Below are 23,683 nucleotides of genomic sequence, written 5' to 3'. Positions count from 1 at the left end.
CGCGGGGAAGGACGCCGGATAAGCCGCCGCCCGAAGCGAACGGCGCCGGATTGCAAACGGCGCCAGATGGCAAACGGCCCCGGATTGCTCCGGGGCCGTTGTCTGCGTGGAAAGCCGGCACAGAGACCGGCTATCGCATATGGCGTACACGCATAACGCGTACACGCATCAGGCTTACGCCTGAAAGGCTTACACCTCGATCACGTCGGCCACGTCCTTGTAGTCGGCGATCTTGTCGAAGTTCAGGTACTGGTAGATCTGGTCGCTGCTCTTGTTGATGACGCCCATGTCTGCCATGTACTCGTCCTTGGTCGGGATGCGGCCCAGCTTCGAGCAGATGGCGGCAAGTTCGGCCGAACCCAGGTACACGTTCGTGTTCTTGCCCAGGCGGTTCGGGAAGTTGCGGGTGCTGGTCGACATCACCGTTGCGCCTTCGCGCACTTGTGCCTGGTTACCCATGCACAGCGAGCAGCCCGGCATTTCCGTGCGGGCGCCGGCGGTGCCGAAGACGCCGTAGTGGCCTTCTTCGGTCAACTGCGTGGCGTCCATCTTGGTCGGCGGGGCAACCCACAGCTTGACCGGGATGTCGCGCTTGCCTTCCAGCAGCTTGGACGCCGCGCGGAAGTGGCCGATGTTCGTCATGCAGCTGCCGATGAACACTTCGTCGATCTTGGCGCCGGCAACTTCCGACAGCGTCTTGACGTCGTCCGGGTCGTTCGGGCAGGCCACGATGGGCTCGTGCACGTCGGCCAGGTCGATTTCGATGACGGCGGCGTATTCGGCGTCGGCGTCCGGCTCCAGCAGCTTGGGGTCCGCCAGCCAGGCTTCCATGGCCTTGATACGGCGGCCCAGCGTGCGTTCGTCTTCGTAGCCGTTGGCGATCATCCACTTCAACATCACGATGTTGCTGTTGATGTATTCGATGATCGGTTCCTTGTTCAGGAACACCGAGCAACCGGCAGCCGAACGTTCAGCGGACGCATCCGACAGTTCAAAAGCTTGCTCGACCTTCAGGTCCGGCAGGCCTTCGATTTCCAGGATGCGGCCCGAGAAAATGTTCTTCTTGCCTTGCTTGGCCACCGTCAGCAGGCCTTGCTTGATGGCGTACAGCGGGATGGCGTTGACCAGGTCACGCAGGGTGACGCCGGGTTGCAGCTTGCCCTTGAAGCGGACCAGCACCGATTCCGGCATGTCCAGCGGCATCACGCCGGTGGCGGCGGCAAAGGCGACCAGGCCCGAACCGGCCGGGAACGAAATGCCGATGGGGAAGCGCGTGTGCGAGTCGCCGCCGGTGCCGACGGTGTCGGGCAACAGCATGCGGTTCAGCCACGAGTGGATCACGCCATCACCCGGGCGCAGCGACACGCCGCCACGGGTGCTGATGAATTCAGGCAGCGTGTGGTGCGTCTTGACGTCCACGGGCTTGGGGTAGGCGGCGGTGTGGCAGAACGACTGCATCACCAGGTCGGCCGAGAAGCCCAGGCAAGCCAGGTCCTTCAGTTCGTCGCGGGTCATCGGGCCGGTGGTGTCCTGGCTGCCGACCGAGGTCATCTTCGGTTCGCAGTAGGTGCCCGGGCGGATGCCCTTGCCGTCCGGCAGGCCGCAGGCACGGCCAACCATCTTCTGGGCCAGCGTGTAACCCTTGCCGGTGTCGACCGGGTCTTTCGGCAGGCGGAACAGCGTCGACGGGGCCAGGCCCAGTGCTTCCCGCGCCTTGCTGGTCAGGCCACGGCCGATGATCAGCGGAATGCGGCCACCGGCGCGCACTTCGTCGAACAGCACGTCGGACTTCACTTCGAATTCAGCGATGACTTCGCCGTTCTTCAACGCCTTGCCATCGTAGGGGCGCAGTTCAACGACGTCGCCCATTTCCATCTTGGACACGTCCAGTTCGATCGGCAGCGCGCCGGCGTCTTCCATCGTGTTGTAGAAGATCGGGGCAATCTTGTTGCCCAGGCACACGCCGCCAAAGCGCTTGTTCGGCACGAAGGGGATGTCTTCGCCTGTGAACCACAGCACCGAGTTGGTCGCCGATTTGCGCGACGAACCCGTGCCGACCACGTCGCCCACGTAGGCGACCAGGTGGCCCTTTTCTTTCAGCGATTCAATGAACTTGACCGGGCCGCGCTTGCCGTCTTCTTCCGGTTCGAACGCCGCGCCGTCGCGCTTGTTCTTCAGCATCGCCAGGGCGTGCATCGGGATGTCGGGGCGGGTCGTGGCGTCGGGCGCGGGCGACAGGTCGTCGGTGTTGGTTTCGCCAGGCACCTTGAAGACGGTGATGGTCAGGCTTTCCGGCAGTTCCGGACGGCTGGTGAACCATTCGGCGTCGGCCCAGCTTTGCATCACGGACTTGGCGTTGGCGTTGCCCTTGTCGGCCTTTTCCTTCACGTCATGGAAGGCGTCGAACATCAACAGGGTCTTTTTCAGCGCATCGGCGGCGATGGTGCCGATTTCCGCGTCATCCAGCAGGTCGACCAGCGGGCCAATGTTGTAGCCGCCGAGCATCGTGCCCAGCAGTTCGGTCGCCTTGGCACGGCTGATCAGCGCACAAGCTTCCTTGCCCAGCGCCACGGCGGCCAGGTAGGACGCCTTCACCTTGGCGGCATCGTCCACGCCGGCCGGCACACGGTGGGTCAACAGTTCGACCAGATTCTGCTCTTCGCCAGCGGGCGGGTTCTTCAGCAGTTCGATCAGTTCGGCGGTTTGTTTAGCCGTCAGGGGCAGCGGGGGAATCCCCAGAGCCGCGCGTTCGGCAACGTGTTGGCGGTAGTTATCCAGCATGTGAGGCCTGCTCAAAAGTCGGGTTGGAAGAAGGGTTGTCGGCCGGAATTGTAGAGGGAAGAGGGGGCGGCAAGCAAATGTCTTATATCTTATATAAGACTATGGTCCGTCCCTTGTTGTTGAGCGGCGACGTTGGGAAGCAGACGGCGCGCCGTTGCCGCCCGCAGCGAAGGGCGCCAGCCAGCAAAATGGCGGCTCGATGGCCGCCATTACGAATTCAATACTGGACGGGCAGGCGCAATCCTAGCGCGTGGCTACGTCATAAACGACGGCAACCCGGGCAAAATTGCCACCAAATTGCTTCACGTCCATTTCGAACGGGGCGCTCTCGCCCGGCTTGAGCTTGGGCAGGCGCAATTCCTTGAACAGGGCGCCCGATAGCTTGTCCTGCGCGTCGTACAAGCTGACCCAGACCCGCACGTTTTCCACGTCGACCTGATCCTCGTTGCTAACGCGGCCGTGAACCGTGACGTATTTGTAACGATAGCGATAGCTGAAATTCAGCGTGCCGGTGCCGATCCCGGCCTCGGTGTTTTCAACCGTGACGGCCAGCTTGGGACGCGGGCCGGGCAGGGCGGCGCGTTTGGCCGGCAACCAGTTGGTCTTGACCTCGGTCACCCGTTCGAAGCTGCTGCCCGACAGCATCACCGGCACCCGCTCGCCGGGGTAAAGGTGCGTGGGCAAGGTCCATTCCTGGCGCAGGTTCAACGGTCGAGAGCCGTCAAACACCGAAATTTCAACGCGGGGCGACAGGGCAATGTCGGTGGTGCTGGTGTTGGACAGCTCCGCGAACATCACCGGCCGCTCGATTTCATCCAGCAGGCGGCGTGGCGCCGACAAGCTGAATGCCTTCGGGTCCAACAACGCGAAGTTCGGGTCCAGCAGTTCTTCGGTGGACAGACGCACGTGGTCGATAACCCGCACATTCGCGGGGCTGACGCGGTGCATGCGGCTGGTGGAAGCGGTTTCCTTAGGCGCATCCTCTGCCGGCTTGGCCACGGCCGTGTTGGCGGACCCGGCCGGCGTTTCATGCCCCAGCTTGTTCGCCACCCAGGGGCCAACGGCGGTGTACTGGGTCAGCGCCACGCCGGCCGCCGCCAGCATCAGCAGCACCAGTGCGGTTTTGGCCGGCCAGGCAAGCGGCTTGGATTGGGAACGGTCAGCTTTCACTTTGCACCATGTAGTCGTAGGACGCGACCTTGTCGTCGCCAAGCATTTCGCAGCGCACGTCGAACGCCGTCATGGCGCCCGACGCCAACGCGCCCGCGCTGCCATAGCCGTTGCCGGTGCCGATCAACGCGCCGTCCTGGCCGTAGAGCAGCACGGTGATCTGCGCGGCGCCGGCCTCTTTGGCGCCGTCGTTCTTGAGCAGGCCGACCAGGCGATACGCGCCGTCGTTCTTCACCAGCTGCACCTTGCTGGCGGACACGTCGTTGTTCTTGCCGCGCGCCGGCGTCGGCGTGGCGACCTGTAATTCGTAGCGCGAGTAGGCTTTTTCAGGGGCCGAGATCAGCACCGGCGCGTATTCGCCCGGTTCCAGTGACCGTGGCGATGGCGTGGACAGGGTCGACGTCAGCGTCAGGTCGCCCTGGAAGAACGTTGCCGTGACACGCGGCACGTCGATCTTCTTGCCCGTTTCGTTGCGCATGATCATCACCAGCTGCTTGCGGCCGCGGATCTGGACTTCGCGCACGTCCGTCAGTTTGACCAGCGACGCGTCAATGGGCGGGGCGACGGGCGTTGGGCGGTAAGGGGTCGACGGGCTGGACGTCAGCATCGACGCCACCAGCGGCACGAAAATCACGGCAACCACTACCAGCACGATGGCCGCCAGCGCACTGGGCTTGATCTGCGCTGGCCTGGCCGGCTGCTGCATGCCGCGCAATATCTTTTCAAGCCGCTGGGCAACGTCGTCCTCCACCAGCGTCAAGGCGTGGCAATGGTTGCAGCGGTATTCGTTGGGGGCCAGTTTGGTGAATTGCGCGCTGCCGCAAGTGGAGCAGGTCAGCGTGACCGTGTTGATCGTCGTGTGTTTTGGTGTCATGCGTTTGGCGTCATGCTGGCGGAGCGTGCATGGGGGACGGACAGGGCGGCAAGGATAGCGGCAGCGCGCCGGGGGCGGGGTGCAGGTGCGCTTCTAGTTGTGACGATATGTGCCAAAAGCGACGCCCCGCCGCCTTATCGCGACAAACGAACGCTGTTCGTCCGGGTGATATCATCGCCGCGACAAAAACCCGGCCCCACGCATGAGCATTTCCCATCACCTGCTGTTTCTGGCCTGCGTGGCGCTGGCCACCTATGCCCAGACCATGACCGGCTTCGCGTTCGGGCTGGTGCTACTGGGTCTGTCCGGCGTATTTCAGCTGGCCTCGGTGGCCGAAGTGGCCAACGTGGTCAGCGTGCTGTCGCTGGTGAACGCCGCCGTCACGCTGGCGCGCGCCAAGCCGCAAGTGAACTGGTCGCTGATGCGCCCGGCCATGGTCGCCAGCCTGGTGGGCGTTGCCGTGGGTGTGGCCGCGCTGACGTGGATCAGCGGATCCATGACGGTTCTGCTGCAACTGTTGCTGGGCATCACCATCCTGGCCTGCGCGGTGCTGCTGGTGGCGCGCGCCAAGCCATTGGAACGCTTGTCGTCCAAGGCGTCCTTTTTGTTCTTCGGGGGCATTTCGGGCGTATTGGGCGGCCTGTTCTCCAGCGCCGGCCCGCCGATGGTGTATCACCTGTATCGCCAGCCCTTGCCGCTGGCGTCCATCCGCAACAGCCTGCTGGTGCTGTTCTCGCTCAATGCCGTGGTGCGGCTGGCGCTGGTGACGGGGCAGGGCCACTTCATGGCGTCGTCATTCTGGCTTAGCGTGCAGGCGCTGCCCGTGGTGATCGGGGTGACGTGGGTGGCGCGGCGCTACAGCACGGCGGACTCCATGAAGACCGTGAAGCGGATGGTGTTCGTGCTGCTGCTGGCGGCCGGCATGGGCCTGATCGTGCCGGCGGCGCGGATACTGGCGGCCGGGTAGCCGCCAGGGGCGATGGGACAACGGCGCGCGGCACTTGCGCGTGCTGCCGCTGACGGGGCTTGGCCGCCGCTGATTACGCGTGGCCGCCACTGATTACGCGTGGCCGCCGCTGATGTAGCGTTCCAGCTCGTGGATGATGAATTTCTGTTCGCTCATGATGTCCTTGACCAGATCGCCGATGGACAGCAGGCCGATGAGCTTTTCGTTGTCGATGACCGGAAGATGGCGGAAATGCCGTTCGGTCATCATGGCCATACAGTGCTCGCGCGTATCGCCCGGGCCCACGTAATACACCGAGTCGGTCATGATGTCGCGCACTTTGGTGCTGCGCGACGAGCGGTCTTGCAGGACGACTTTGCGGGCGTAGTCGCGCTCGGACAGCATGCCCAGCACCGTATCCCCTTGCACGACCACCACTGCGCCGATGCTGCGTTCGGCCATGGTCTTGATGGCGTCGAACACCGAGGAATCCGGTGAAACCGTCACGACGGCATTGTTGGACTTTTCCCTGAGAATCTCAGCCACTGTTTTCACGATGTGCTCCCGGATCGCTGACAAGGTTCAAACGCCAACCGCGCGTCGCGCCCTTGGATAACGGCCAGGGCGCCGCGGCGCGGTCATGCTCCATCCTAAGCCTGCTGGCCACCTTGCCGCAAGCGGGGCCTATTTGGCCGCCTTGGGCCGGAAGGCGTGGGCGGCCACTTCGCGCAGGTTGCGCGCGGCGCTGCGTTCGGCCCCCGGGTTCCATGCCAGCGAGATCCCGATCGACGCGTCCGCCGGAAAATCGGCAAGCGTTTTAGTGACCACGTTGGGGCTGGGGTGGCGGCGGGCGCCGGCCGGCACCAGCGCCACGCCCAAGCCGCTTTCCACCAGGCTCAACAGGGTTTGCACCTGCACGGCTTCCTGCGCGATGCGGGGCGTGAAGCCGCGCAGCTGGCAGGCGTTGATGGCGGCCATGCGCAGGCCGGCCGCCTCGGTGGCGGTGTACATGATGAAGGGTTCGTCGGCCAGGTCGGCCAGCCGGATGCGGCCGCGGCGGGCCAGCGGATGGCTGTTGTGCACGGCCAGCACGAAATTTTCGGTGGTCAGCGGCGCCAGCCGCACGCGCGAGCCCATGGCCACCGGCACACGCACGATGCCCACTTCCAGCGCGTCCTCGGCCAGGTCCTGCATGATGCGTATCGAGGTGGCTTCGCGCAGCACCACTGTCACGCCCGGATAGCGTTGGCGAAACAAGGGCAGCACGCGCGGCAAGATGGCGTGCGTGGCGGATCCGACGAAACCGATACGGACGGTGCCGCCTTCACCGACAGCCCCGGCACGGGCAGCCAGCCGGAATTGCTCGGCATGAAACAGCGCGCGGCGCGCTTCATCCAGCGCCGCCAGCCCGGCCTCGGTCAGCTGCACGCCTTGCCGGCCACGCACGAACAGCGGCACACCCACCATCTCTTCCAGCTTGCGGATCGACACCGACAGCGGCGGTTGCGACATATGCAGCTTTTCGGCCGCGCGGTGAAAGTTCAGCGTGTCGGCAAGCACCAGGAATTGCTGCAAGTGGCGAAAGTCCATGGAAGGGGTCCAGGGCGGCATGGGCTTTCGATGATACGTGCTGTGTGTGGTGCTGTGTGTGGTGCTGTGTGTCGCGAATGTGTGTGGCGCTGCGTGTGGCGATGTGTGTGATGTGTGTGATGTGGTGATGTGGTGTGTGGGGCTTGGTATCGCGCGGTGTGCCGTGCGGTGGATCGCCGCCGGCATCCGGGCTATCCCTTGCGGTATCGCCGCGTCAGGCTTGACCCTGCGCCACGCGGCGGATGAGGTGCAGTGCACTGTCTTCGCCTTGCAACGCATGGGCGCCGATGTGTGCATGCCAGAAGGATTCCGACCCCGCCGCCAACCGCCAGTCGCGCAGGCGGCTCGTGTAAAGCTGCAAGTCGAATTCGGCGGTGACGCCGATGGCGCCATGCACCGCGTGGGCGATGTCGGCCACCCGCGGCGCCGCCTGGCTGGTTCGCGCTTTGCCGACGGCAGCTTGCATCGCACCGGGCATCACGCTGGGCATCACACCGGGCGTCGCACCGGGCGTCGCGCTGGGCATCGCGCTGGGCATCGCGCTGGGCATTGCACCGGGCATCGCGCTGGGCCTCGCGCCGGGCATTGCACCGGGCGTCGCACCGGGCGTCGCTGCCGGCATCGCGCTGGGGATCGAACCGGGCGTCTCACCCGGCATCGCATTGGGCAGCGCACCGGCCATCACTCGGGGCAAATTGCCGGGCTGCGTGTCCTGGCTTTGAAACGCCAGCTGCGCGGCCATGTTCGCTGCCCACACCTCTTCGGCCATCACGCTGATCTGCTGCTGCACCGCCTGGAAGCGGCCGATGGACTTGCCGAATTGAGCCCGTGTGTTGGCGTAGTCCAGGGTCATCGCCAACACGCGCTCCATTGCGCCGGCCATCAGGCCCGCGTAGGCCGTGGCGGCCAGCAGGGCCAGGGCATCCGGCGTATCGGCCGCGCGCTGCCCGTTGTGCCCGTTGTGCCCGTCTCGCCCGTCCTGCCCGTCCTGCCCCTGTCGCCCGTCCTGTCCGTCCTGCCCGTCGTGCCCGTTCCGCCCCTGCCGGCCCTGCCGCCCGTCCCGCCCGTTTTGTTCATCGCTTGCGCGGATAGGGCCCAGGCATTGGGAGTCGGCCAACGCCCATGACGCCTCGCCGTCCAGCGAGCCATGTATGCCGTTGCTCTGCACATCGGCCGCTTGCACGGGCAACAGCCACGCTTGTCCATTGATCTGCGCCAGCACGTGGCTGGCCACGCGTATCCAGGGCACGTTCTTGCCGGCGATGCGGTGGTCGGCCACGGACAGTCCGTGCGGCGCCAGCGCGATCGGCCCCGCCGGGCACGCATGTCCGTGGGCCGCCAGCCAGCCGCGCGCCAGCATCGTATGTGCGATGGGGTAGGGGCACAGGTGACGGCCTGCCGCCAGCACCACCGGCAGTGCCGCCGCCAAGGGCAGCCCGGCGCCGCCCAGCGACTCGGGCACCAGCGCATCGGCGAATCCCGCGTCCTCGCACGCCCGCCACGCGGCATCAATGGGCTGCCCCTGCTCGGCGGCGCGCAGCAGCGCGGGCGTGCAGGTTTGGGCGAACAGGCGTTCGGCCGCGTCGCCCAGCAGGTTGTCGGAAAGCGTGTCGCCAGCGTTGTTCATGATGTAGCCCTTGTCCGTCCGTATTCAGTTAACACGCCGCAGATCAGCCTGTATGACATCAGCCCCATGACATCAGCCCCATGACATCAGCCCGCGCCTTACCGCAGCCCCAGCCCGCGCGCGATGATGCCGCGCAGAATTTCACGGGTGCCGCCGCGCAGCGAGAACGTGGGCGCAACCTGTTCCAGGTACGTCAGCGTGCGCAGCAGGGGCAATGGGGGCGGCAGGTTGGGGTGACGGCCCAGCGCGTCGCCGATCAGGCGGGGAATTTGCTGCTCAAGTTCCGTGCCCAAGTCCTTCACCAGCGCCGCTTCGGTGGCCGGGCTGCCGCCCGCGGCCAGCTTGCCCGCCACCGCCAGCGACATCGCCCGCAACACCGCCATCTGCGACAAGATGGCGCCCAAGGTCGCGCGGTCCACGGCGTCGCCCGACAAGGCGCGGCAGTGCGTTAACCAGCATTCAAGCAGCGCAACGCTGGAATACAACCGTTCCGGGCCGCTGCGCTCGAACGCCAATTCGGCATTGACCTGCGCCCAGCCCGCGCCTTCTTCACCGATCAACGCATCGTCCGGCAATTCCACGTTGTCGAAGAACACTTCCGAGAAATGCGCATCGCCGGTCAAGTCTTGAATCTGCCGCACCGACACGCCGGGTAGCGACAGGTCCACGATCAGCTGCGACAGGCCCTGGTGCCGGTCCTGCGGGGATCCCGACGTGCGCACCAGCGCAATCATGTAGTGCGAGCGGTGCGCGTTGGTGGTCCAGATCTTGCTGCCGTTCAAGCGCCAACCGCCAGGCATCGGCTCTGCCCGCGTGCGGATGCTGGCCAGGTCCGAGCCTGATCCCGGTTCGCTCATGCCGATGCAAAAGAACGCCTCGGCGCGGCAGATGCGCGGCAGGTAAAACGCCTTTTGGGCGGGGGTACCGACCTTCAGGATCAAGGGGGCGCTTTGGCGGTCGGCGATCCAGTGCGCCGATACCGGCGCGCCCGCGCCCAGCAATTCCTCGGACAGCACGAAACGCGCGAAATGGCCTCGGTCGGCGCCGCCGAATTCGCGCGGCAACGTCAGGCCCAGCCAGCCGCGCTCGGCAAGCTGGCGGCTGAAGCCCGCGTCAAACCCCATCCAGGACCGTGCGCGTTCATCTGGCTCCAACCCGTCCAGCGTGTCCGCCAGAAAGGCGCGGATATCCGCGCGCAGCGCTTCGTCGGGGGCGGGGATGGGGGTCAGGTCCAGCGGTTCGATCATGGTCCGGTTCCGTTGCGACGCCGCCTGGATGGCGGGCACGTCAGGCCACTATCCGGCAGCGTCGCCACCGCCGTCCAATATTATTTTTGGGCTTTTCGATACCGGATTCGTATCGCCGGTGCAAAAACTAATATTGGACGCTGCCCGGCCACGCGCCTACGCTGGACATTCTTGCCGGCGTGCGCGGCGGCGATCCAAAACCTGTAATCGGGAAAGGGAAAACATGACGGAACTCGTGCATTTTGAATTGGACGCGGACGGCGTGGCGACGCTGACGCTGGATGACCCCGCTACGCGCAACGCGCTGACCGGCAGCGATATCGTGGACCAGATGCTGGCCATCTTCGCGCGTATCGAGCACGACCCCGACGTGCGCGTGCTGATCCTGACCGCGACAGGCAAGGTGTTTTCATCGGGCGGCAACATTCACGAAATGCAGCGCCAGATCGGGCCGGACGTGAGCCCGGCCGCGCTGCGCCAGGAATATCGGCACGGCATCCAACGATTGCCCTTGGCCTTGCACGCGCTTGAAGTGCCCACCATTGCCGCCGTCAACGGCCCGGCCATTGGCGCGGGTTGCGACCTGGCCTGCATGTGCGACGTGCGCATCGCGGCGGAGTCGGCCACTTTTGCCGAGAGCTTCGTCAAGCTGGGCATCATTCCCGGCGACGGTGGCGCGTGGTTTTTGCCGCGCTTGATCGGCATGGCGCGTGCCGCCGAAATGTCGTTTACCGGCGACGCCATCGGCGCGGCCACGGCGCTGGAATGGGGCCTGGTGTCGCGCGTGGTGCCGGGCCAGGAACTGCTGCCGGCAGCGCGCGCGCTGGCCGGACGCATGGCGGCCAATTCCCCGCAGGCCGTGCGGCTGACCAAGCGCCTCTTGCGCGAAAGCCAGCATGCGCGCCTGGACGCCTTGCTGGAACTGTCGGCGGCATACCAGGCGCTGGCCCACAAGACCGACGCGCACGCGGACGCCGTCGCCCAATTTCTTGCGGCGCGGGGGCGCTAGGCCGGCGTTATGATGGAAAACATCACAAGGAGGAAACACCATGAATGAAGTTATCGTCGCATCCGCCGTGCGCACCGCCATCGGCGATTTTGGCGGCGCGCTGAAAGACGTGCCGCCCTGCGACCTGGGCGCCACGGTTATTCGGGCCGCGCTGGAACGCGCCGCCGTCAAGGGCGACGAAGTCGGCCACGTTGCGGTGGGCCACGTCATCAACACCGAACCCCGCGACATGTACCTGTCGCGCGTGGCGGCCATGAACGCCGGCATCGCCAAGGAAACCCCTGCCTTCAACGTCAACCGCCTGTGCGGTTCGGGCTTGCAGGCCATCGTGTCGGCCGCGCAGACCATCATGCTGGGCGATGCCGATATCGCCATCGGCGCGGGCGCCGAAAGCATGAGCCGCGCCCCATACATCGTGCCCTCGCAACGCTGGGGCGCGCGCATGGGCGACAGCGTCATGCTGGACATGATGACCGGCGCCTTGTCCGACCCCTTCGGCCGCATGCACATGGGCGTCACGGCCGAAAACGTGGCGGCCAAATTCAACATCAGCCGCCAGGACCAGGACGCGTTGGCGGCCGAATCGCATCGCCGCGCCGCCGCCGCCATTGACGCCGGCTACTTCCGCGACCAGATCGTGCCGGTGGTGCAAAAGACCCGCAAGGGCGAAGTCGTGTTCGACACCGACGAACACGTGCGCCGCGACGTCACCGCCGACACCATGGCAGGGCTGAAGCCGGTGTTTCAGAAAGAGAACGGCACGGTCACGGCGGGCAATGCGTCGGGCCTGAATGACGGCGCGGGCGCCGTGGTGCTGATGAACGCCTCGGTAGCCGCCAAGCGCGGCATCAAGCCGCTTGCGCGCCTGGTCGCCTACGCGCACGCGGGCGTCGACCCCAACATCATGGGCATCGGCCCGGTGCCCGCCACGCAGGCCGCCTTGAAGCGCGCCGGTCTGACGGTGGACCAGTTGGACGTCATCGAAGCCAACGAAGCGTTTGCTGCCCAGGCGTGCGCCGTGGCGCGTGAATTGAAGCTGGACCCCGCCAAGGTCAACCCCAACGGCAGCGGCATCGGCCTGGGCCACCCCATCGGGGCGACGGGCGCGATCATCACCGTCAAGGCGCTGCACGAACTGCAACGCGTGGGCGGCCGCTATGCGCTGGTGACGATGTGCATCGGTGGCGGCCAAGGCATTGCCGCGATCTTCGAACGCATTTAAGGGTTTGATGCCGGTTTGGCTGCGGCTTCGGAAGCAGCCGAATGACGCAGCCGAATGACGCAGCTGAATGACGCCGCCCAGCGCCCCGCCTCCCCGCGGGGCGCTTTTCCTTCATGCCTGGCCCAGATAGCCCGCCGCCCAGGCCTGGCACTCGGCCCGCAGCAGCTCGCCCATCTTGGCGCGGCGCGGCGCATCCAGCCGGCTGCTGATGGCGCCGAAGCTGAACGCTACCCACGTCAACTCCGATACCGGAAACGCGACGCCCACGCCCGACACGCCCGGCGTGATCGTATCCACGATTTCAGAATGCCCCGTCGCGCGCGTCTGCTTGACGGCCTTCATCAACGCCGCGCTTGAGACGCCAATCTGCGCGTAGCTGGCCGCGTGCCGCGCATACAGCGCCGCGATTTCTTCGTCCGGCAAACTCGCCATCAACGCCAGCCCGCCCGCGCCCACGCCCAGCAGCCGCCGTTCGCCCTGGTCGATGGTGAACACCTTGACCGGAAACGAGCCCGCCTCGCGCAGCAGGCACAAGGCGTAATCCCCCTGGCGGATCACCAGGAACACGGTGTCGCCCGACAATCGGGCCAGCTTCTGCGCGAAAGGGCGCAGCGCATCCAGCAAGGGCGTGCGTCGCAACGCCGCGAAACCCAGCTGCATGGAATCCACGCCCAGGCGATAACGCCGCGTGCGTGCGTCGCGTTCGGCGAATTGCTCTTCCAGCAGGCAGCTCAACAGGCGGTGGGCGGTGGACCGTTCCAGCCCCGTCGCGCTCATCACGCCTTGCAGGTCGATGCCGTCTTCCTGATGCTGGGCCAGCACGCGTAGCAGGCCCAGCGCGCGCCGCATGCTTTGGGTGCCGCCGGTAGCCATCATCTTGTTCATATTGTGGGAAAAAGTGGTCGAATATTTTGTATTCTAGGATTCCAGGTGCGTTAATTCAATCGAATCGACCCATCGACCCGTGCCATCCACAAGCGCGGGCGTTGCAAAAGACGAGGAGACTATGGAATACGCCACCCTGGCCGTCGAGCACCACGACTCGATCTGCCGCATCAGCCTGGCGCGCGAATCGGCGCGCAATGCCCAAAGCCAGCAAATGCTGGATGAACTGGACGACGCCCTGACCCGGGCCGAACAAGACGACGCCGTGCGCGTCGTGGTGCTGGCCGGACGCGGCGCGCATTTTTCGGCGGGGCACGACCTGAAAGAAGCGCAAGCCAAGCGCGCCGACTTCACCGTGGAAGAACGCTGGGAATACGAGTCGCGCCGCTACTACGGCTATTGCCTGCGCATTTGGGATTTCCCGAAACCCACCATCGCGCAGGTGCAGGGCGCCTGCGTGGCGGGCGGCTTCATGATCGCCAACATGTGCGACCTGGTCGTGTGCGCCGACACCGCGTACTTTTCGGACCCCGTCGGCCACACGCTGGCCGCCGCCGCCACCGAAGTGCTGATCCACCCCTGGGTGATGGGCCTGCGCAAAGCCAAGGAAATGCTCTACACCGGCGAAAAAGTCGACGCGGCCGAGGCGCTGCGTATCGGCATGGTGAACCGCGTGGTGCCCGAGTCCGAGCTGGACGAAGCCACGCTGACGCTGGCCCGGCGCATTGCCCAGGCGCCGCCCTTCGGGCTGCGGCTGATCAAGCGCTCGTTGAACCGCACGGCCGATGCGCAGGGCTTTCGCACGGCCTTGTCGGCGCATTTCGACACGCACCAGCTGTCGCACCTTAGTGAAGAATTCCAGGCCGTGCGCGAACGCGGCCTGGCCCAGGCCATTCAGCGCAACAAGAAGGGCGAAACGGCATGAGGCCCGCGCTGGACTGCCTGCTGGACCCGCGCTCGATTGCCATGATCGGCGCCAGCGCCAACGCCGGCCGCATTGGCGGCATGCCGCTGGAACTGCTGACGCGCTTTGGCTACGCGGGCGGCATCTACCCCGTCAACCCGAAGTACCAGGAAGTGTTCGGCTTACGTTGCTGGCCCGACATTGAAGCCGTGCCCGAACCCGTGGACCTGGCCGTGCTGGCGATTGCCGCCGCCGAGGTCACGCCCATGCTGCGCCGTTGCCACGCCCGGGGCGTGCGCGCGGCCATCGTGTATGCGGCGGGTTTTGCGGAGGCGGGCGGCGAGGGCGCGCGCCTGCAAGCCGAGCTGGAAGCGTTCGTGGCGCAAAGCGGCATGGCCGTGGCGGGCCCGAACTGCATGGGGTTTGCTAACTTGAACACGCAGGCGCACACCGCCTTTGCCTCGGTATTCAAGACGGCGCCCGCGCAAACGCAGCCGGGCGTGGTCAGCCTGCTGACGCAAAGCGGCAATGTGTGCGCGGCGGTGTACGCCATCGCGCGTCGGCTTGACCTGCCGTTTTCGCACTTCATCAATACCGGCAACGAGGCCTGCCTGGATTTTTCGCAGTACCTGGAATATCTGGCGGCAGACGCCCACACCGAGATAGTGCTGGGCTACATCGAACAACTGCGCGATGGCGAACGCTTCGTGCGGGCCTGCCAGGCGCTGGAACGCCAGGGCAAGTTGTTGATTGCGCTGAAGGCTGGCAACACCGATAAAGGCGCGGCGGCGGTGCGTTCGCACACGTCGGCGCTGGCGGGCGACAAGCGCGTTTACGCGGCGGCGTTTCGCCAATTGAACGTCATCGAAGCCACCGACTTTGCACAGATGGCGCATCTGGCCAGCCTGGCCACGCTGCGCCATCGCAGCGCCGGCAAGCGCGTGGCGGTGCTGACGATGTCGGGGGCGCTGGGCGCCATCCTGGCCGACAAGTTCATCGGCGCGGGGCTGGAACTGCCGGATCTGCCCGACGACCTGCAAACCGTGCTGCGCGGCGGCATTCCGGACTACGGCATGGTCGGCAATCCGGTGGACGTGACCGGCAACGTCGTCAACGATCCGGCGTTTGTGCGCACGGTGTTGCAAGCCCTGGCCACCACCGACGCCATCGACGCCGTGGTGGTCTACGCGCCCGGCTACATGCTGGACCGCATGGCCGACGCGCTGGCCGAGGCATCGCGCCAGCATCAGCGCTTGTTCGTCGCCATCGACACCGGCCTGGCGCAAAGCCGCGCCGCCTTGCGCGAGGCCGAGGTCGCGGTGTTTGAAGACCTGGGACTAGCCGTGTCCGCGCTGGCGCCGTATCTGTTGTGGTGCGAGGCACGCGGCACGCGGCGGATGGCGGCCATCGACAACCCCACCGACCAACCCATCAACGTCAACGCCCCGCCCGTGCCGGCGCTGCCCTGCAACGAAGTGGACGCGCGCGCCTACGTTGCCGCCTTCGGGCTGCCGCAAGCGCTTGCCAGGGTGGCGCGCACGGCGGATGACGCGGTGGCCCACGCGCGCCAGGCGGGCTATCCCGTGGCGCTGAAAATACTTAGCGCCGACATCGCGCACAAGACCGAGGCCGGCGGCGTAGCGCTGGGGCTGGCCGACGACGCCGCCGTCAGCGCTGCGTTCGACCGCGTGCTGCACGCAGCGTCGGCCGCGCAACCCGACGCGCGCGTCGATGGCGTGATGGTGCAGAAGATGGAACGCGGGGTGGCGGAGCTGATCGTGGGCGCCACGCGCGACCCCGTTTTTGGCCCCGTGCTGACGGTGGGCCTGGGCGGCGTGCTGACCGAGATCTATCAAGACACCAGCCACCGCCTGCTGCCCGTGGACGAGGCCATCGCCATGCGGATGCTGCAAGAACTGAAGGCGTACCCCTTGCTGGACGGCTACCGGGGCAAGCCGCGTGCGGACGTGGCGGCGGCCTGCCGGGCGATTGTCGCCGTGGGCAACGCGCTGTTGGCCGCGCCCGCGCAGGTGGCCGAAATCGAAGTCAATCCCTTGCTGATCAAAGAGGCGGGACAAGGCGTTGCCGTACTGGACGCGTTGATCCTGCCCGCAACCCCGTAGTGCCACCGCGCCATGCGCGCAACGCATTCCCCAGGAGGAGACAAGCATGAAGAAGAGACAAGCAATCAAAGGGCTGTTGGCCGGCATGGCCTTCGCCGTGGCCGGCGCGGCCACCCCCGCGCTGGCGCAGGACGCGTATCCCAGCCGGCCCGTGCGCATCGTGGTGCCGTTCTCGCCGGGTGGCGCGGCCGACATCATGAGCCGCTTGCTGGCCGAACGGCTGACCGCCAAGCTGGGCCAGACCGTGATCGTAGAGAACAAGCCGGGCGGCGGCACGATGATTGCGTCCGACTACGTGGCGCGCGCGGCGCCCGACGGCTACACGCTGCTGATGGCCGCGTCATCGCTGGGCATCGCGCCCAGCACGTACGCCAAGGTCAACTACGACCCCATCAAGGACTTCACGCCCGTCAGCCAGGTGGCCTCGGTGGTGCACGTGCTTGAGGTGCACCCGTCGATTCCGGCCAAGAACGTGGGCGAACTGATTGCGTATCTGAAGGCCAACCCCGGCAAGGTCAGCTACGGCTCGGTGGGCGCGGGCAGTTCCACGCACCTTGAGGCCGAACTGTTCAACAGCATGGCGGGCGTGCAGATGGCGCATATTCCGTACAAGGGCAGCGCGCCGGCGCTGAACGATCTGGTGGCCGGGCGTATCCAGGTGATGTTCGACGCCTGGGCCTCGTCCGGCCCGTTCGTCAAGGACGGCAAGCTGCGCGCGCTGGCGGTGACGACCACGAAGCCCTCGGCTTCGGTGCCCGACCTGCCGACGGTGGCGGCTTCCGGCCTGCCGGGCTATTCGGCCATGCCGTGGCTGGGACTGGTGGCGCCGGCGAACACGCCGCAGGCGGTCGTCGACAAGCTCTATACGAATCTGGCGCAGATCCTGCAACAGCCCGACGTGAAAGCGCAGTTCGTGGGGCTGGGGCTGGACATCATCGGCAGCGACCCCAAAGCATTCGCGGCGTTCATCCGGCAAGACGTGTCGACCTGGGCCAAGGTCGCGCGCGATTCGAATATCCGATTGGAGTAAGCGGTATGGATCGACAGGACAACGCGGCCGCCCGCATCCTGGCACTGGACGACGACGCCTTTCGCCCGCAATTGCGCGCATGGCTGGCCGAGACCTATGCCGGCTTTGTGCGCGGCTGGCCTGGCGGCGCGTGCCCCCGTGACCTGGACTTTCGCCGGGCGTGGGAAGACACCTTGTGCGGCCACGGCTGGTCCGGCCTGGGTTGGCCCAGCGAATATGGCGGGCACGGCTTGCCGCTATCGCGCCAGGCCGTATTCCATGAGGAGCACGCGCGTTGCGGCGCGCCGTTGGGCGTGAACCTGATCGGCCACGGCATCCTGGCGCCTACGTTGCTGCACTTTGGCACGGACGCACAAAAGCGCCGTTTTTTGCCGGGCATATTGTCCAACCGCGACGTCTGGTGCCAGGGCTATTCGGAACCCGGCGCCGGGTCGGACCTGGCCTCGGTCCGCACGCGCGCCGAGCCGGTGGCGGGCGGGTATCGACTCAATGGGCACAAGATCTGGACGTCGTTCGCCGACCGCGCCCAGTGGTGCTTCGTGCTGGCGCGCACCGATGCCAACGTGCCCAAGCACAAGGGCCTGAGCTTTCTGTTGGTGGACATGCGCAGCACGGGCGTCCGGGTCGAACCGATCCGCCAGATCACGGGCGACGCGGAATTCTGCGAAGTGTTTTTCGAAGATGTATTCGTGCCGCAAGACCTGCTGCTGGGCGCCGAGAACCAGGGTTGGAAGGTGGCGATGGCCGCCGCCAGTTTCGAACGCGGCACTTACTTCATTCCGCGTCTGGTGCGGTTTGCGCAAGAGCTGCAAGCGGTGCGGCGGCTGGCGCTGCGGCCCGACGCTTACGGGCACACGCCGGCTTCGTCGGCCGACGTGCGCCACCGTTGGGCGCGGCTGGCGGCCGACAGCCACGTGCTGGCGTTGAAGTCGCGGCGCGCGCTGGAAGGCGCCATGCGTGGTGATCCGCCTGGGCCGGAAGGGTCGTCCACCAAGATTCACTGGAGCGAGGCGCACCAGCGCTTGCTGGAGCTGTCCTTGCAGATGCTGGGAGAAGGCGCGTGCCTGGAAGGGGCGGGGCATGGCGCGGGCGACGGCAAGGGAGCCGGCAAGGCGGGCGCGGTCGGCAATGCGGGTATCGATGCGGGTATCGATGCGGATATCGATGCGGGTATCAATGTGCGCGGTACTGCCGGTGTTGAGGCCGATAGGGAAGCTGGCATCAGGCCCGATTGCAACGCTTGTATCGAAGCCGATTTCAACGCCGATATCGACGCGGACGCGGCAACGCTGACGCACGCCTACTTGTGGTCACGCGCCGAAACCATCCTGGCCGGCACCTCCGAGATCCAGCGCAACATCATCGCCGAGCAGATGCTGGGATTGCCTAAAGCCTGAAGCCCGAAGCCCAAAGCCCAAAGCCTGATTCGAACCAACGCCGACACCATGACTTTTTCCTTGAACGAAGACCAGCGCATGCTGCAAGAATCGGCCGCGCGCTTTCTGGCGGATCGCCATCCGCCCCGCGTGGCGCGCGCCGCCGCGACGCAGCCGGCCGCCGACCGGCTGGCGCTGTGGCAAGACCTGTGCGAACAAGGCTGGCCCGCACTGCTGGCGCCCGCTGAACAAGACGGCCTGGGCCTGGGGCTGGCCGACGCCTGGGTGGTGGCCGAAGCGGCAGGGCGTCATCTGCTTAGCCTGCCGCTGGCGGCAAACATGGTGCTGCTGCCAACCCTGTGCAAGGCGGGCTTGCCCGAGCCGGCGGCAACCTGGGCGCGCCAGATGATGCAGGGCCAGCGATATTTCGCGGATGTGACGCTGCGCCCGGACGGGTCTGCGTTTGTGGAAGGCGCAGGCCAGGGCGTGTCCGGCTTGGCGGTGCATTACCCCGCGCCGGGCGTGTTGCGGCTGGAACGCCACGCGCCCGTGGCGGGCAGGGCAGGGCTGGACCCGACGATGCCCGTCGCAAGCGTGGCGAGTCCTGACGTAGCGGAAACCGTGGACGTGCGGTTGGACGCCGGCCAGTGGCGGCGCCTGAAGACGCGGCTGACCTTGCTGCGGTCGGCTGAGCTGCTGGGTGCGGCAAGTGCCGCGCTGGACATGGCGGCGGCGTATGCCCGCGAACGGCGCCAGTTTGACCGCGCCATCGGCGCAAACCAAGCCATCAAGCACCGCTTGGCGGACGACTGGATGGCGCTGGACGATGCGCGTCTGGCCGGTCGGGCGGCCGCCGCCACGCACGATGCCGACGCGCCCTCGGCCGAACGCGACAGCCTCTACGTGCCGCTGCTGGCGGTGGAAGCGGGCCGGCGCGCGGCCCAGAACGCCATCCAGGTGCATGGCGCCATGGGGATCACCTGGGAATGCGACGCGCACTTGTATCTGAAGCGGGTGTTGCGCTTGGCGGCAAGCCTGCATGCGGACGCATCTTGCACCCAGTGGCTGGAGCGCATCTGGGAAGGCGCCGCCGAGGAAAACGCTGATCTGCCTTGAGCCACCGTTGGCGCGGCGTCCGACCTACAATCGCCGCCATGAATAAATCGAACTTCCCCTCCGAACTGGACCAGCCGACCCTGTCCGAGCTGGATGGCGTGCGTTATCTGCACTTCAACACCCCGTGGGTCCAGGGTGCGATGCACGTCAAGCGTCCGGCTGAACTGGTGCTGGAATACACCGCGCAGATGATGGCCTGGCTGCTGTTCCTGGAACCGCCCAAGGAAGAATCCATCGGCATGTTGGGCCTGGGCGCGGGGTCGCTGGCGCGCTTTTGCGTCAAGCACACGCGTAGCCCGCTGCTGGCCGTGGAATGGAACCCGCGCGTAACCGCCGCCTGCCATATGTTCTTCCGCCTGCCGGGCTCGAACCGGCTGCTGGTCGAACACGCGGACGCCGGCCAGTGGGTGGCCGACCCCGCCAATGCCGGGCGTTGCCCGGTGTTGATGGTCGACCTGTACGACGCCTCGGCCGAAGGCCCCGTGCGCGACAGCGTGAAGTTCTACCGCGACTGCCGCCGCGTGCTGGGCGAGGTCGGCGTGGTGGCCGTCAACCTGTTCGGCCGCCACGAAAGCTTTGGCAAGAACATCGACAACCTGTCCAAGGCCTTCGACGACCGCGTGGTGTTGCTGCCCGAGGTGGACGCCGGCAATCAGATCGTGCTGGCCTTCTCCGGCCCGCGCCTGGCGGTGACGCCCGCCGATCTGCTGGCGCGGGCCGAAGTCGTGGAATCCAAATACGGCCTGCCGGCCCGCCGTTGGGCCCGATCGCTGACGCGCCACGCCGTGGACGGGGTTCTGCACTTCTGAAGCAGCCGACGGGCGGAAGGGGTTTTCCAGGGGTTTACCTTTTTCCGCGTCGGGATTTAACATGGGCTTGTTCATAATTATGAATTACGGCGCTGCCCGCGCCGGCCCCCATGAGCCAACCCATCGTCCGTCAAGCCCTTTACCTGGAAGTCGCGGATCGCCTGCGCGGCATGATCCATGCGCGCGCCCTGTCCAACGGCGAATGGATCGACGAACTTCGGCTGGCCGGCGAAATGGGCATATCCCGCACCCCCTTGCGCGAGGCGCTGAAGGTGCTGGCCACCGAAGGGCTGGTGCGGCTGGAGCCGCGCCGCGGCTGCTTTGTCAATGAACTGTCCACGCAAGACCTGGAAGACATCTTCCCGCTGATGGCCATGCTGGAAGGGCGCTGCGCTTTCGAAGCCGCCCGCAAGGCGACCGACGCCGAACTGGCGGCGCTTGAGCCGCTGCACGCCGAACTGGCCGGCCATGCCCGCGCCGGCCGCATCGACGCCTACTACCAAACCAATTACCTGATCCACGAAGCCGTCCAGGCGCTGGCCGGCAACCAGTGGCTGTCGGACATGGTGGGCAACCTGCGCAAGGTCCTGAGCCTGTCGCGGCACCGCAGTCTGGCGCGCCCCGGGCGCATCCAGCAGTCCTGCGCCGAACACCTGGCCATTTTCGACGCCCTGAAAGCGCATGACAGCGAGGCCGCCCAGGCCCTGGCGCACACCCATCTGATGCGGCAGCTGGAAGCGCTGCGCATTTTGGCCAATGAAGACGCCGCCGATCCGGCGTTATCCGATCCCATCGTTATCGAGGAGCCCGCCCATGTCCGTACCCGCCAATCTCGCGCCCGCGCGGGGCGCACGCACGCCTGAGCCCGAGCCCGAGCTGATCGACCCCGCGGCGGCTGCCGAGGGCGCCAGCCTGATGACGCGCCTGGGCAAGCTTTGGGAACGCGGGCGCCTGCCCAGCGAATCCGAGGTGCGCCGCCTGTTCGAAGCGCGCCTGACCGATGTGGCGGCCAACAAGCTGGCGCGCCGCTGGTGCGAGCAATACAGCACGGCCGACAGCAAGGACCGCCGGCTGATGCTGGCGGCGTTGGCTCAGGTGCGCGCCACGTACGCGGGCGACGGCGGCGAGGGCACGCGCCTGTTCAAGCGCTTTAACGCGCTGCCGCACGGCTTGCGCTTCCTGGTGGATCTGCGCGCCGACATGCTGCGTTGGCGCAAGCAGGTATCGGGTATCCAGGGGCTGGACAAGGAACTGGAAGGCCTGCTGTCCGCCTGGTTCGACGTGGGTTTGCTGGAGTTGCGCCCGCTGACCTGGGATTCGCCCGCGTCGCTGCTGGAAAAACTGATCCTGTACGAAGCCGTGCACGAGATCACCTCGTGGGACGACCTGCGCCGCCGCGTGTCGCCCGACCGCCGCTGCTACGCCTATTTCCATCCGCAGATGCCGGGCGTGCCGCTGATTTTCGTGGAAGTGGCGTTTGCCAGCAGCATGGCCGACAACGTGCAGGTGCTGCTGGACAGCACCTTGCCGCCGCAGGATCTGGACAAGGCGCGCTGGGCGATCTTCTATTCCATTTCGAATACGCAGCCCGGCCTGAAGGGCATCAGCTTCGGCAACTTCCTGCTCAAGCGCGTGGTCGAGCAGCTGCTGGAAGAGCTGCCCAAGCTGAAGAACTTTGCCACGCTGTCGCCCATTCCCGGGTTTTCGGATTGGCTGGGCAAGCTGGACGCCGACGCCGTGGAGGCCATCGTGCGCGAAGACAAGTCGCGCGCCAAGGACCGCAAGCGCGAAGGGGTGCCGGACGGCCAGCGCTGGGTGTCGCGGCTGGCCAAGGCCGCCGCGCAGGGCAAGGCGTCCGACGTGATCAAACGCGCCGGCTTCCGGCTGGCCGCCACGTATTTGCAATCCATGAAGAACGGGCTGCCGCTGGACCCCGTGGCGCGTTTTCACCTGGGCAACGGCGCGCGCATCGAACGCTTGAACTGGGCGGCCGACACCTCGGTCAAGGGCATGAAGCAGTCTTGCGCGCTGATGGTCAACTACCTGTATGACCTGGACGAGCTGGACACCAACCTTGCCCGCTTGGGCGAAGGTAAGCCGCAGGTAAGCCGGGGAGTCGGACGCGTGGCCTGATCGCTTTACAAAGCGGTCCATATCAATAAAAAAAGGGGCAAGGGGACATGACGCAAGACGTGGCCGGCCGCGTGCGGCTGGAACGCGAGGGGCCGTTGGCCTGGGTGACGCTATCGCACCCGGGGCGGTTGAACGCGATAACGGTGGGCATGTGGGGCGAGCTTGGTGACGTGTTCACGCGCCTGGCCGCCGACAGCACCGTGCGCTGCGTGATCGTGCGGGGCGAAGGCGGCAACTTTGCCGCGGGCGCCGACATCCGCGAATTTCCCGTGCAGCGGGCCGACGCCGCCGGCGTGCAGCATTACCACCGCCACATCCTGGCGCCCGCCTTGCGGGCCGTGGCCGACTGCCCGCACCCCGTCATCGCCCAGATCGAAGGCGTGTGCGTGGGCGGCGGGCTGGAAATTGCCAGCCAGTGCGACTTGCGCATCGCAGGCGCGTCGGCGCGTTTCGGCGTGCCGATCAACCGCCTGGGCTTTCCCATGGCGCCCGATGAAATGCGCGGTCTGCTGGCCCTGGTCGGGCGCGCGGCCACGCTGGCAATTTTGCTGGAAGGCCGGGTCTTCGGCGCCGACGAGGCGCACGGCCTGGGGCTGCTGACGCGCATCGTGCCCGACGATCAGGTGGCCGATGCCGCCCGCCGCAGCGCCGATCGCATCGCCCAGGGCGCGCCATTGGCCGCCCGCATCAATAAACGCCTGTCGGCGCGGCTTGCCCAAGGGGGCGCCTTGACCGAAGACGAATATCAAGACTATTTCTCCTATGCCGAAAGCCGGGACCACAAGGAAGGCGTGCGCGCTTTCCTGGCCGGCGTAGATCCTTCCTTTTTCGGAGACTGACC

Annotated in this window: 20 protein-coding genes; 12 read left to right on the top strand and 8 right to left on the bottom strand. The window is 66.4% G+C overall.

Annotated features, from left to right (window positions below):
• Positions 1-189 precede the first annotated feature (189 nt).
• From acnB to AC0Z35_RS25935, 3 genes are all read right to left on the bottom strand, one after another.
• The gene (acnB, locus tag AC0Z35_RS25945; protein ID WP_104144292.1) at positions 190-2,781 is read right to left on the bottom strand and encodes a bifunctional aconitate hydratase 2/2-methylisocitrate dehydratase; all 2,592 of its coding nucleotides are present in this window, start codon (positions 2,779-2,781) and stop codon (positions 190-192) included.
• 243 nt (positions 2,782-3,024) lie between these two features.
• Positions 3,025-3,951 (bottom strand): FxLYD domain-containing protein, encoded by a 927-nt coding sequence (locus AC0Z35_RS25940; RefSeq protein WP_485133218.1) that lies wholly within the window; start codon positions 3,949-3,951, stop codon positions 3,025-3,027.
• Positions 3,941-4,825, bottom strand: a complete 885-nt coding sequence (locus AC0Z35_RS25935; RefSeq protein ID WP_219990556.1) for an FxLYD domain-containing protein — start codon at positions 4,823-4,825, stop codon at positions 3,941-3,943. Before AC0Z35_RS25935 ends, AC0Z35_RS25940 begins: the two co-directional genes overlap by 11 nt.
• A 202-nt stretch (positions 4,826-5,027) precedes the next feature.
• On the opposite strand from AC0Z35_RS25935, the gene AC0Z35_RS25930 reads away from it, so the two are divergent.
• Positions 5,028-5,792 (top strand): TSUP family transporter, encoded by a 765-nt coding sequence (locus AC0Z35_RS25930; protein WP_485133219.1) that lies wholly within the window; start codon positions 5,028-5,030, stop codon positions 5,790-5,792.
• Between the two features lie 93 nt (positions 5,793-5,885).
• On the opposite strand, the gene AC0Z35_RS25925 is transcribed toward AC0Z35_RS25930, so the two are convergent.
• The 4 genes from AC0Z35_RS25925 to AC0Z35_RS25910 all read right to left on the bottom strand — a co-directional run bounded on the left by AC0Z35_RS25925 (position 5,886) and on the right by AC0Z35_RS25910 (position 10,235).
• A complete protein-coding gene (locus tag AC0Z35_RS25925; RefSeq protein WP_046804064.1) occupies positions 5,886-6,326 on the bottom strand; it encodes a CBS domain-containing protein in 441 nt (146 codons plus the stop codon).
• A 129-nt stretch (positions 6,327-6,455) separates the two neighbouring features.
• Positions 6,456-7,361, bottom strand: coding sequence for a LysR family transcriptional regulator (locus AC0Z35_RS25920; protein WP_046804063.1), 906 nt, complete (start codon positions 7,359-7,361; stop codon positions 6,456-6,458).
• 214 nt (positions 7,362-7,575) lie between these two features.
• A complete protein-coding gene (locus AC0Z35_RS25915; RefSeq protein WP_485133220.1) occupies positions 7,576-8,988 on the bottom strand; it encodes an acyl-CoA dehydrogenase family protein in 1,413 nt (470 codons plus the stop codon).
• A gap of 98 nt (positions 8,989-9,086) precedes the next feature.
• Positions 9,087-10,235: an acyl-CoA dehydrogenase family protein gene (locus tag AC0Z35_RS25910; protein WP_319302527.1), complete on the bottom strand. Its 1,149-nt coding sequence runs from the start codon at positions 10,233-10,235 to the stop codon at positions 9,087-9,089.
• Positions 10,236-10,458: 223 nt separating this feature from the next.
• Here AC0Z35_RS25910 and AC0Z35_RS25905 point away from each other — a divergent pair, with 223 nt between their 5' ends.
• Both AC0Z35_RS25905 and bktB read left to right on the top strand, forming a co-directional pair.
• Positions 10,459-11,244 (top strand): crotonase/enoyl-CoA hydratase family protein, encoded by a 786-nt coding sequence (locus AC0Z35_RS25905; RefSeq protein WP_485133221.1) that lies wholly within the window; start codon positions 10,459-10,461, stop codon positions 11,242-11,244.
• Positions 11,245-11,284: 40 nt separating this feature from the next.
• A complete protein-coding gene (gene bktB, locus AC0Z35_RS25900) occupies positions 11,285-12,466 on the top strand; it encodes a beta-ketothiolase BktB (protein ID WP_046805446.1) in 1,182 nt (393 codons plus the stop codon).
• 111 nt (positions 12,467-12,577) lie between these two features.
• On the opposite strand, the gene AC0Z35_RS25895 is transcribed toward bktB, so the two are convergent.
• Positions 12,578-13,351 (bottom strand): IclR family transcriptional regulator, encoded by a 774-nt coding sequence (locus tag AC0Z35_RS25895; protein ID WP_485133222.1) that lies wholly within the window; start codon positions 13,349-13,351, stop codon positions 12,578-12,580.
• A gap of 121 nt (positions 13,352-13,472) precedes the next feature.
• Between AC0Z35_RS25895 and AC0Z35_RS25890 the strand changes: the two genes are divergently transcribed.
• The 9 genes from AC0Z35_RS25890 to AC0Z35_RS25850 all read left to right on the top strand — a co-directional run bounded on the left by AC0Z35_RS25890 (position 13,473) and on the right by AC0Z35_RS25850 (position 23,681).
• Positions 13,473-14,276, top strand: coding sequence for an enoyl-CoA hydratase (locus AC0Z35_RS25890; protein ID WP_046805444.1), 804 nt, complete (start codon positions 13,473-13,475; stop codon positions 14,274-14,276).
• A complete protein-coding gene (locus tag AC0Z35_RS25885) occupies positions 14,273-16,378 on the top strand; it encodes an acetate--CoA ligase family protein (protein ID WP_485133223.1) in 2,106 nt (701 codons plus the stop codon). Before AC0Z35_RS25890 ends, AC0Z35_RS25885 begins: the two co-directional genes overlap by 4 nt.
• A 46-nt stretch (positions 16,379-16,424) precedes the next feature.
• Positions 16,425-17,408: a Bug family tripartite tricarboxylate transporter substrate binding protein gene (locus AC0Z35_RS25880; RefSeq protein ID WP_046805442.1), complete on the top strand. Its 984-nt coding sequence runs from the start codon at positions 16,425-16,427 to the stop codon at positions 17,406-17,408.
• 5 nt (positions 17,409-17,413) lie between these two features.
• The gene (locus tag AC0Z35_RS25875; RefSeq protein ID WP_485133224.1) at positions 17,414-18,805 is read left to right on the top strand and encodes an acyl-CoA dehydrogenase family protein; all 1,392 of its coding nucleotides are present in this window, start codon (positions 17,414-17,416) and stop codon (positions 18,803-18,805) included.
• A gap of 48 nt (positions 18,806-18,853) precedes the next feature.
• Positions 18,854-19,900, top strand: a complete 1,047-nt coding sequence (locus AC0Z35_RS25870; RefSeq protein WP_485133225.1) for an acyl-CoA dehydrogenase family protein — start codon at positions 18,854-18,856, stop codon at positions 19,898-19,900.
• Between the two features lie 38 nt (positions 19,901-19,938).
• A complete protein-coding gene (locus AC0Z35_RS25865) occupies positions 19,939-20,709 on the top strand; it encodes a class I SAM-dependent methyltransferase (protein ID WP_046805440.1) in 771 nt (256 codons plus the stop codon).
• Between the two features lie 110 nt (positions 20,710-20,819).
• A complete protein-coding gene (locus AC0Z35_RS25860; RefSeq protein WP_120156343.1) occupies positions 20,820-21,572 on the top strand; it encodes a GntR family transcriptional regulator in 753 nt (250 codons plus the stop codon).
• The gene (locus AC0Z35_RS25855) at positions 21,523-22,842 is read left to right on the top strand and encodes a malonyl-CoA decarboxylase domain-containing protein (RefSeq protein WP_046805438.1); all 1,320 of its coding nucleotides are present in this window, start codon (positions 21,523-21,525) and stop codon (positions 22,840-22,842) included. Before AC0Z35_RS25860 ends, AC0Z35_RS25855 begins: the two co-directional genes overlap by 50 nt.
• A gap of 47 nt (positions 22,843-22,889) precedes the next feature.
• Complete coding sequence (locus tag AC0Z35_RS25850) at positions 22,890-23,681, top strand: enoyl-CoA hydratase/isomerase family protein (protein WP_485133226.1); 792 nt, start codon at positions 22,890-22,892, stop codon at positions 23,679-23,681.
• Positions 23,682-23,683: the final 2 nt, after the last annotated feature.

The organism is Achromobacter sp. 1L-A-4-B-C2, assembly GCF_057291955.1.
This window is presented reverse-complemented; position numbering and strand designations above follow the sequence as displayed.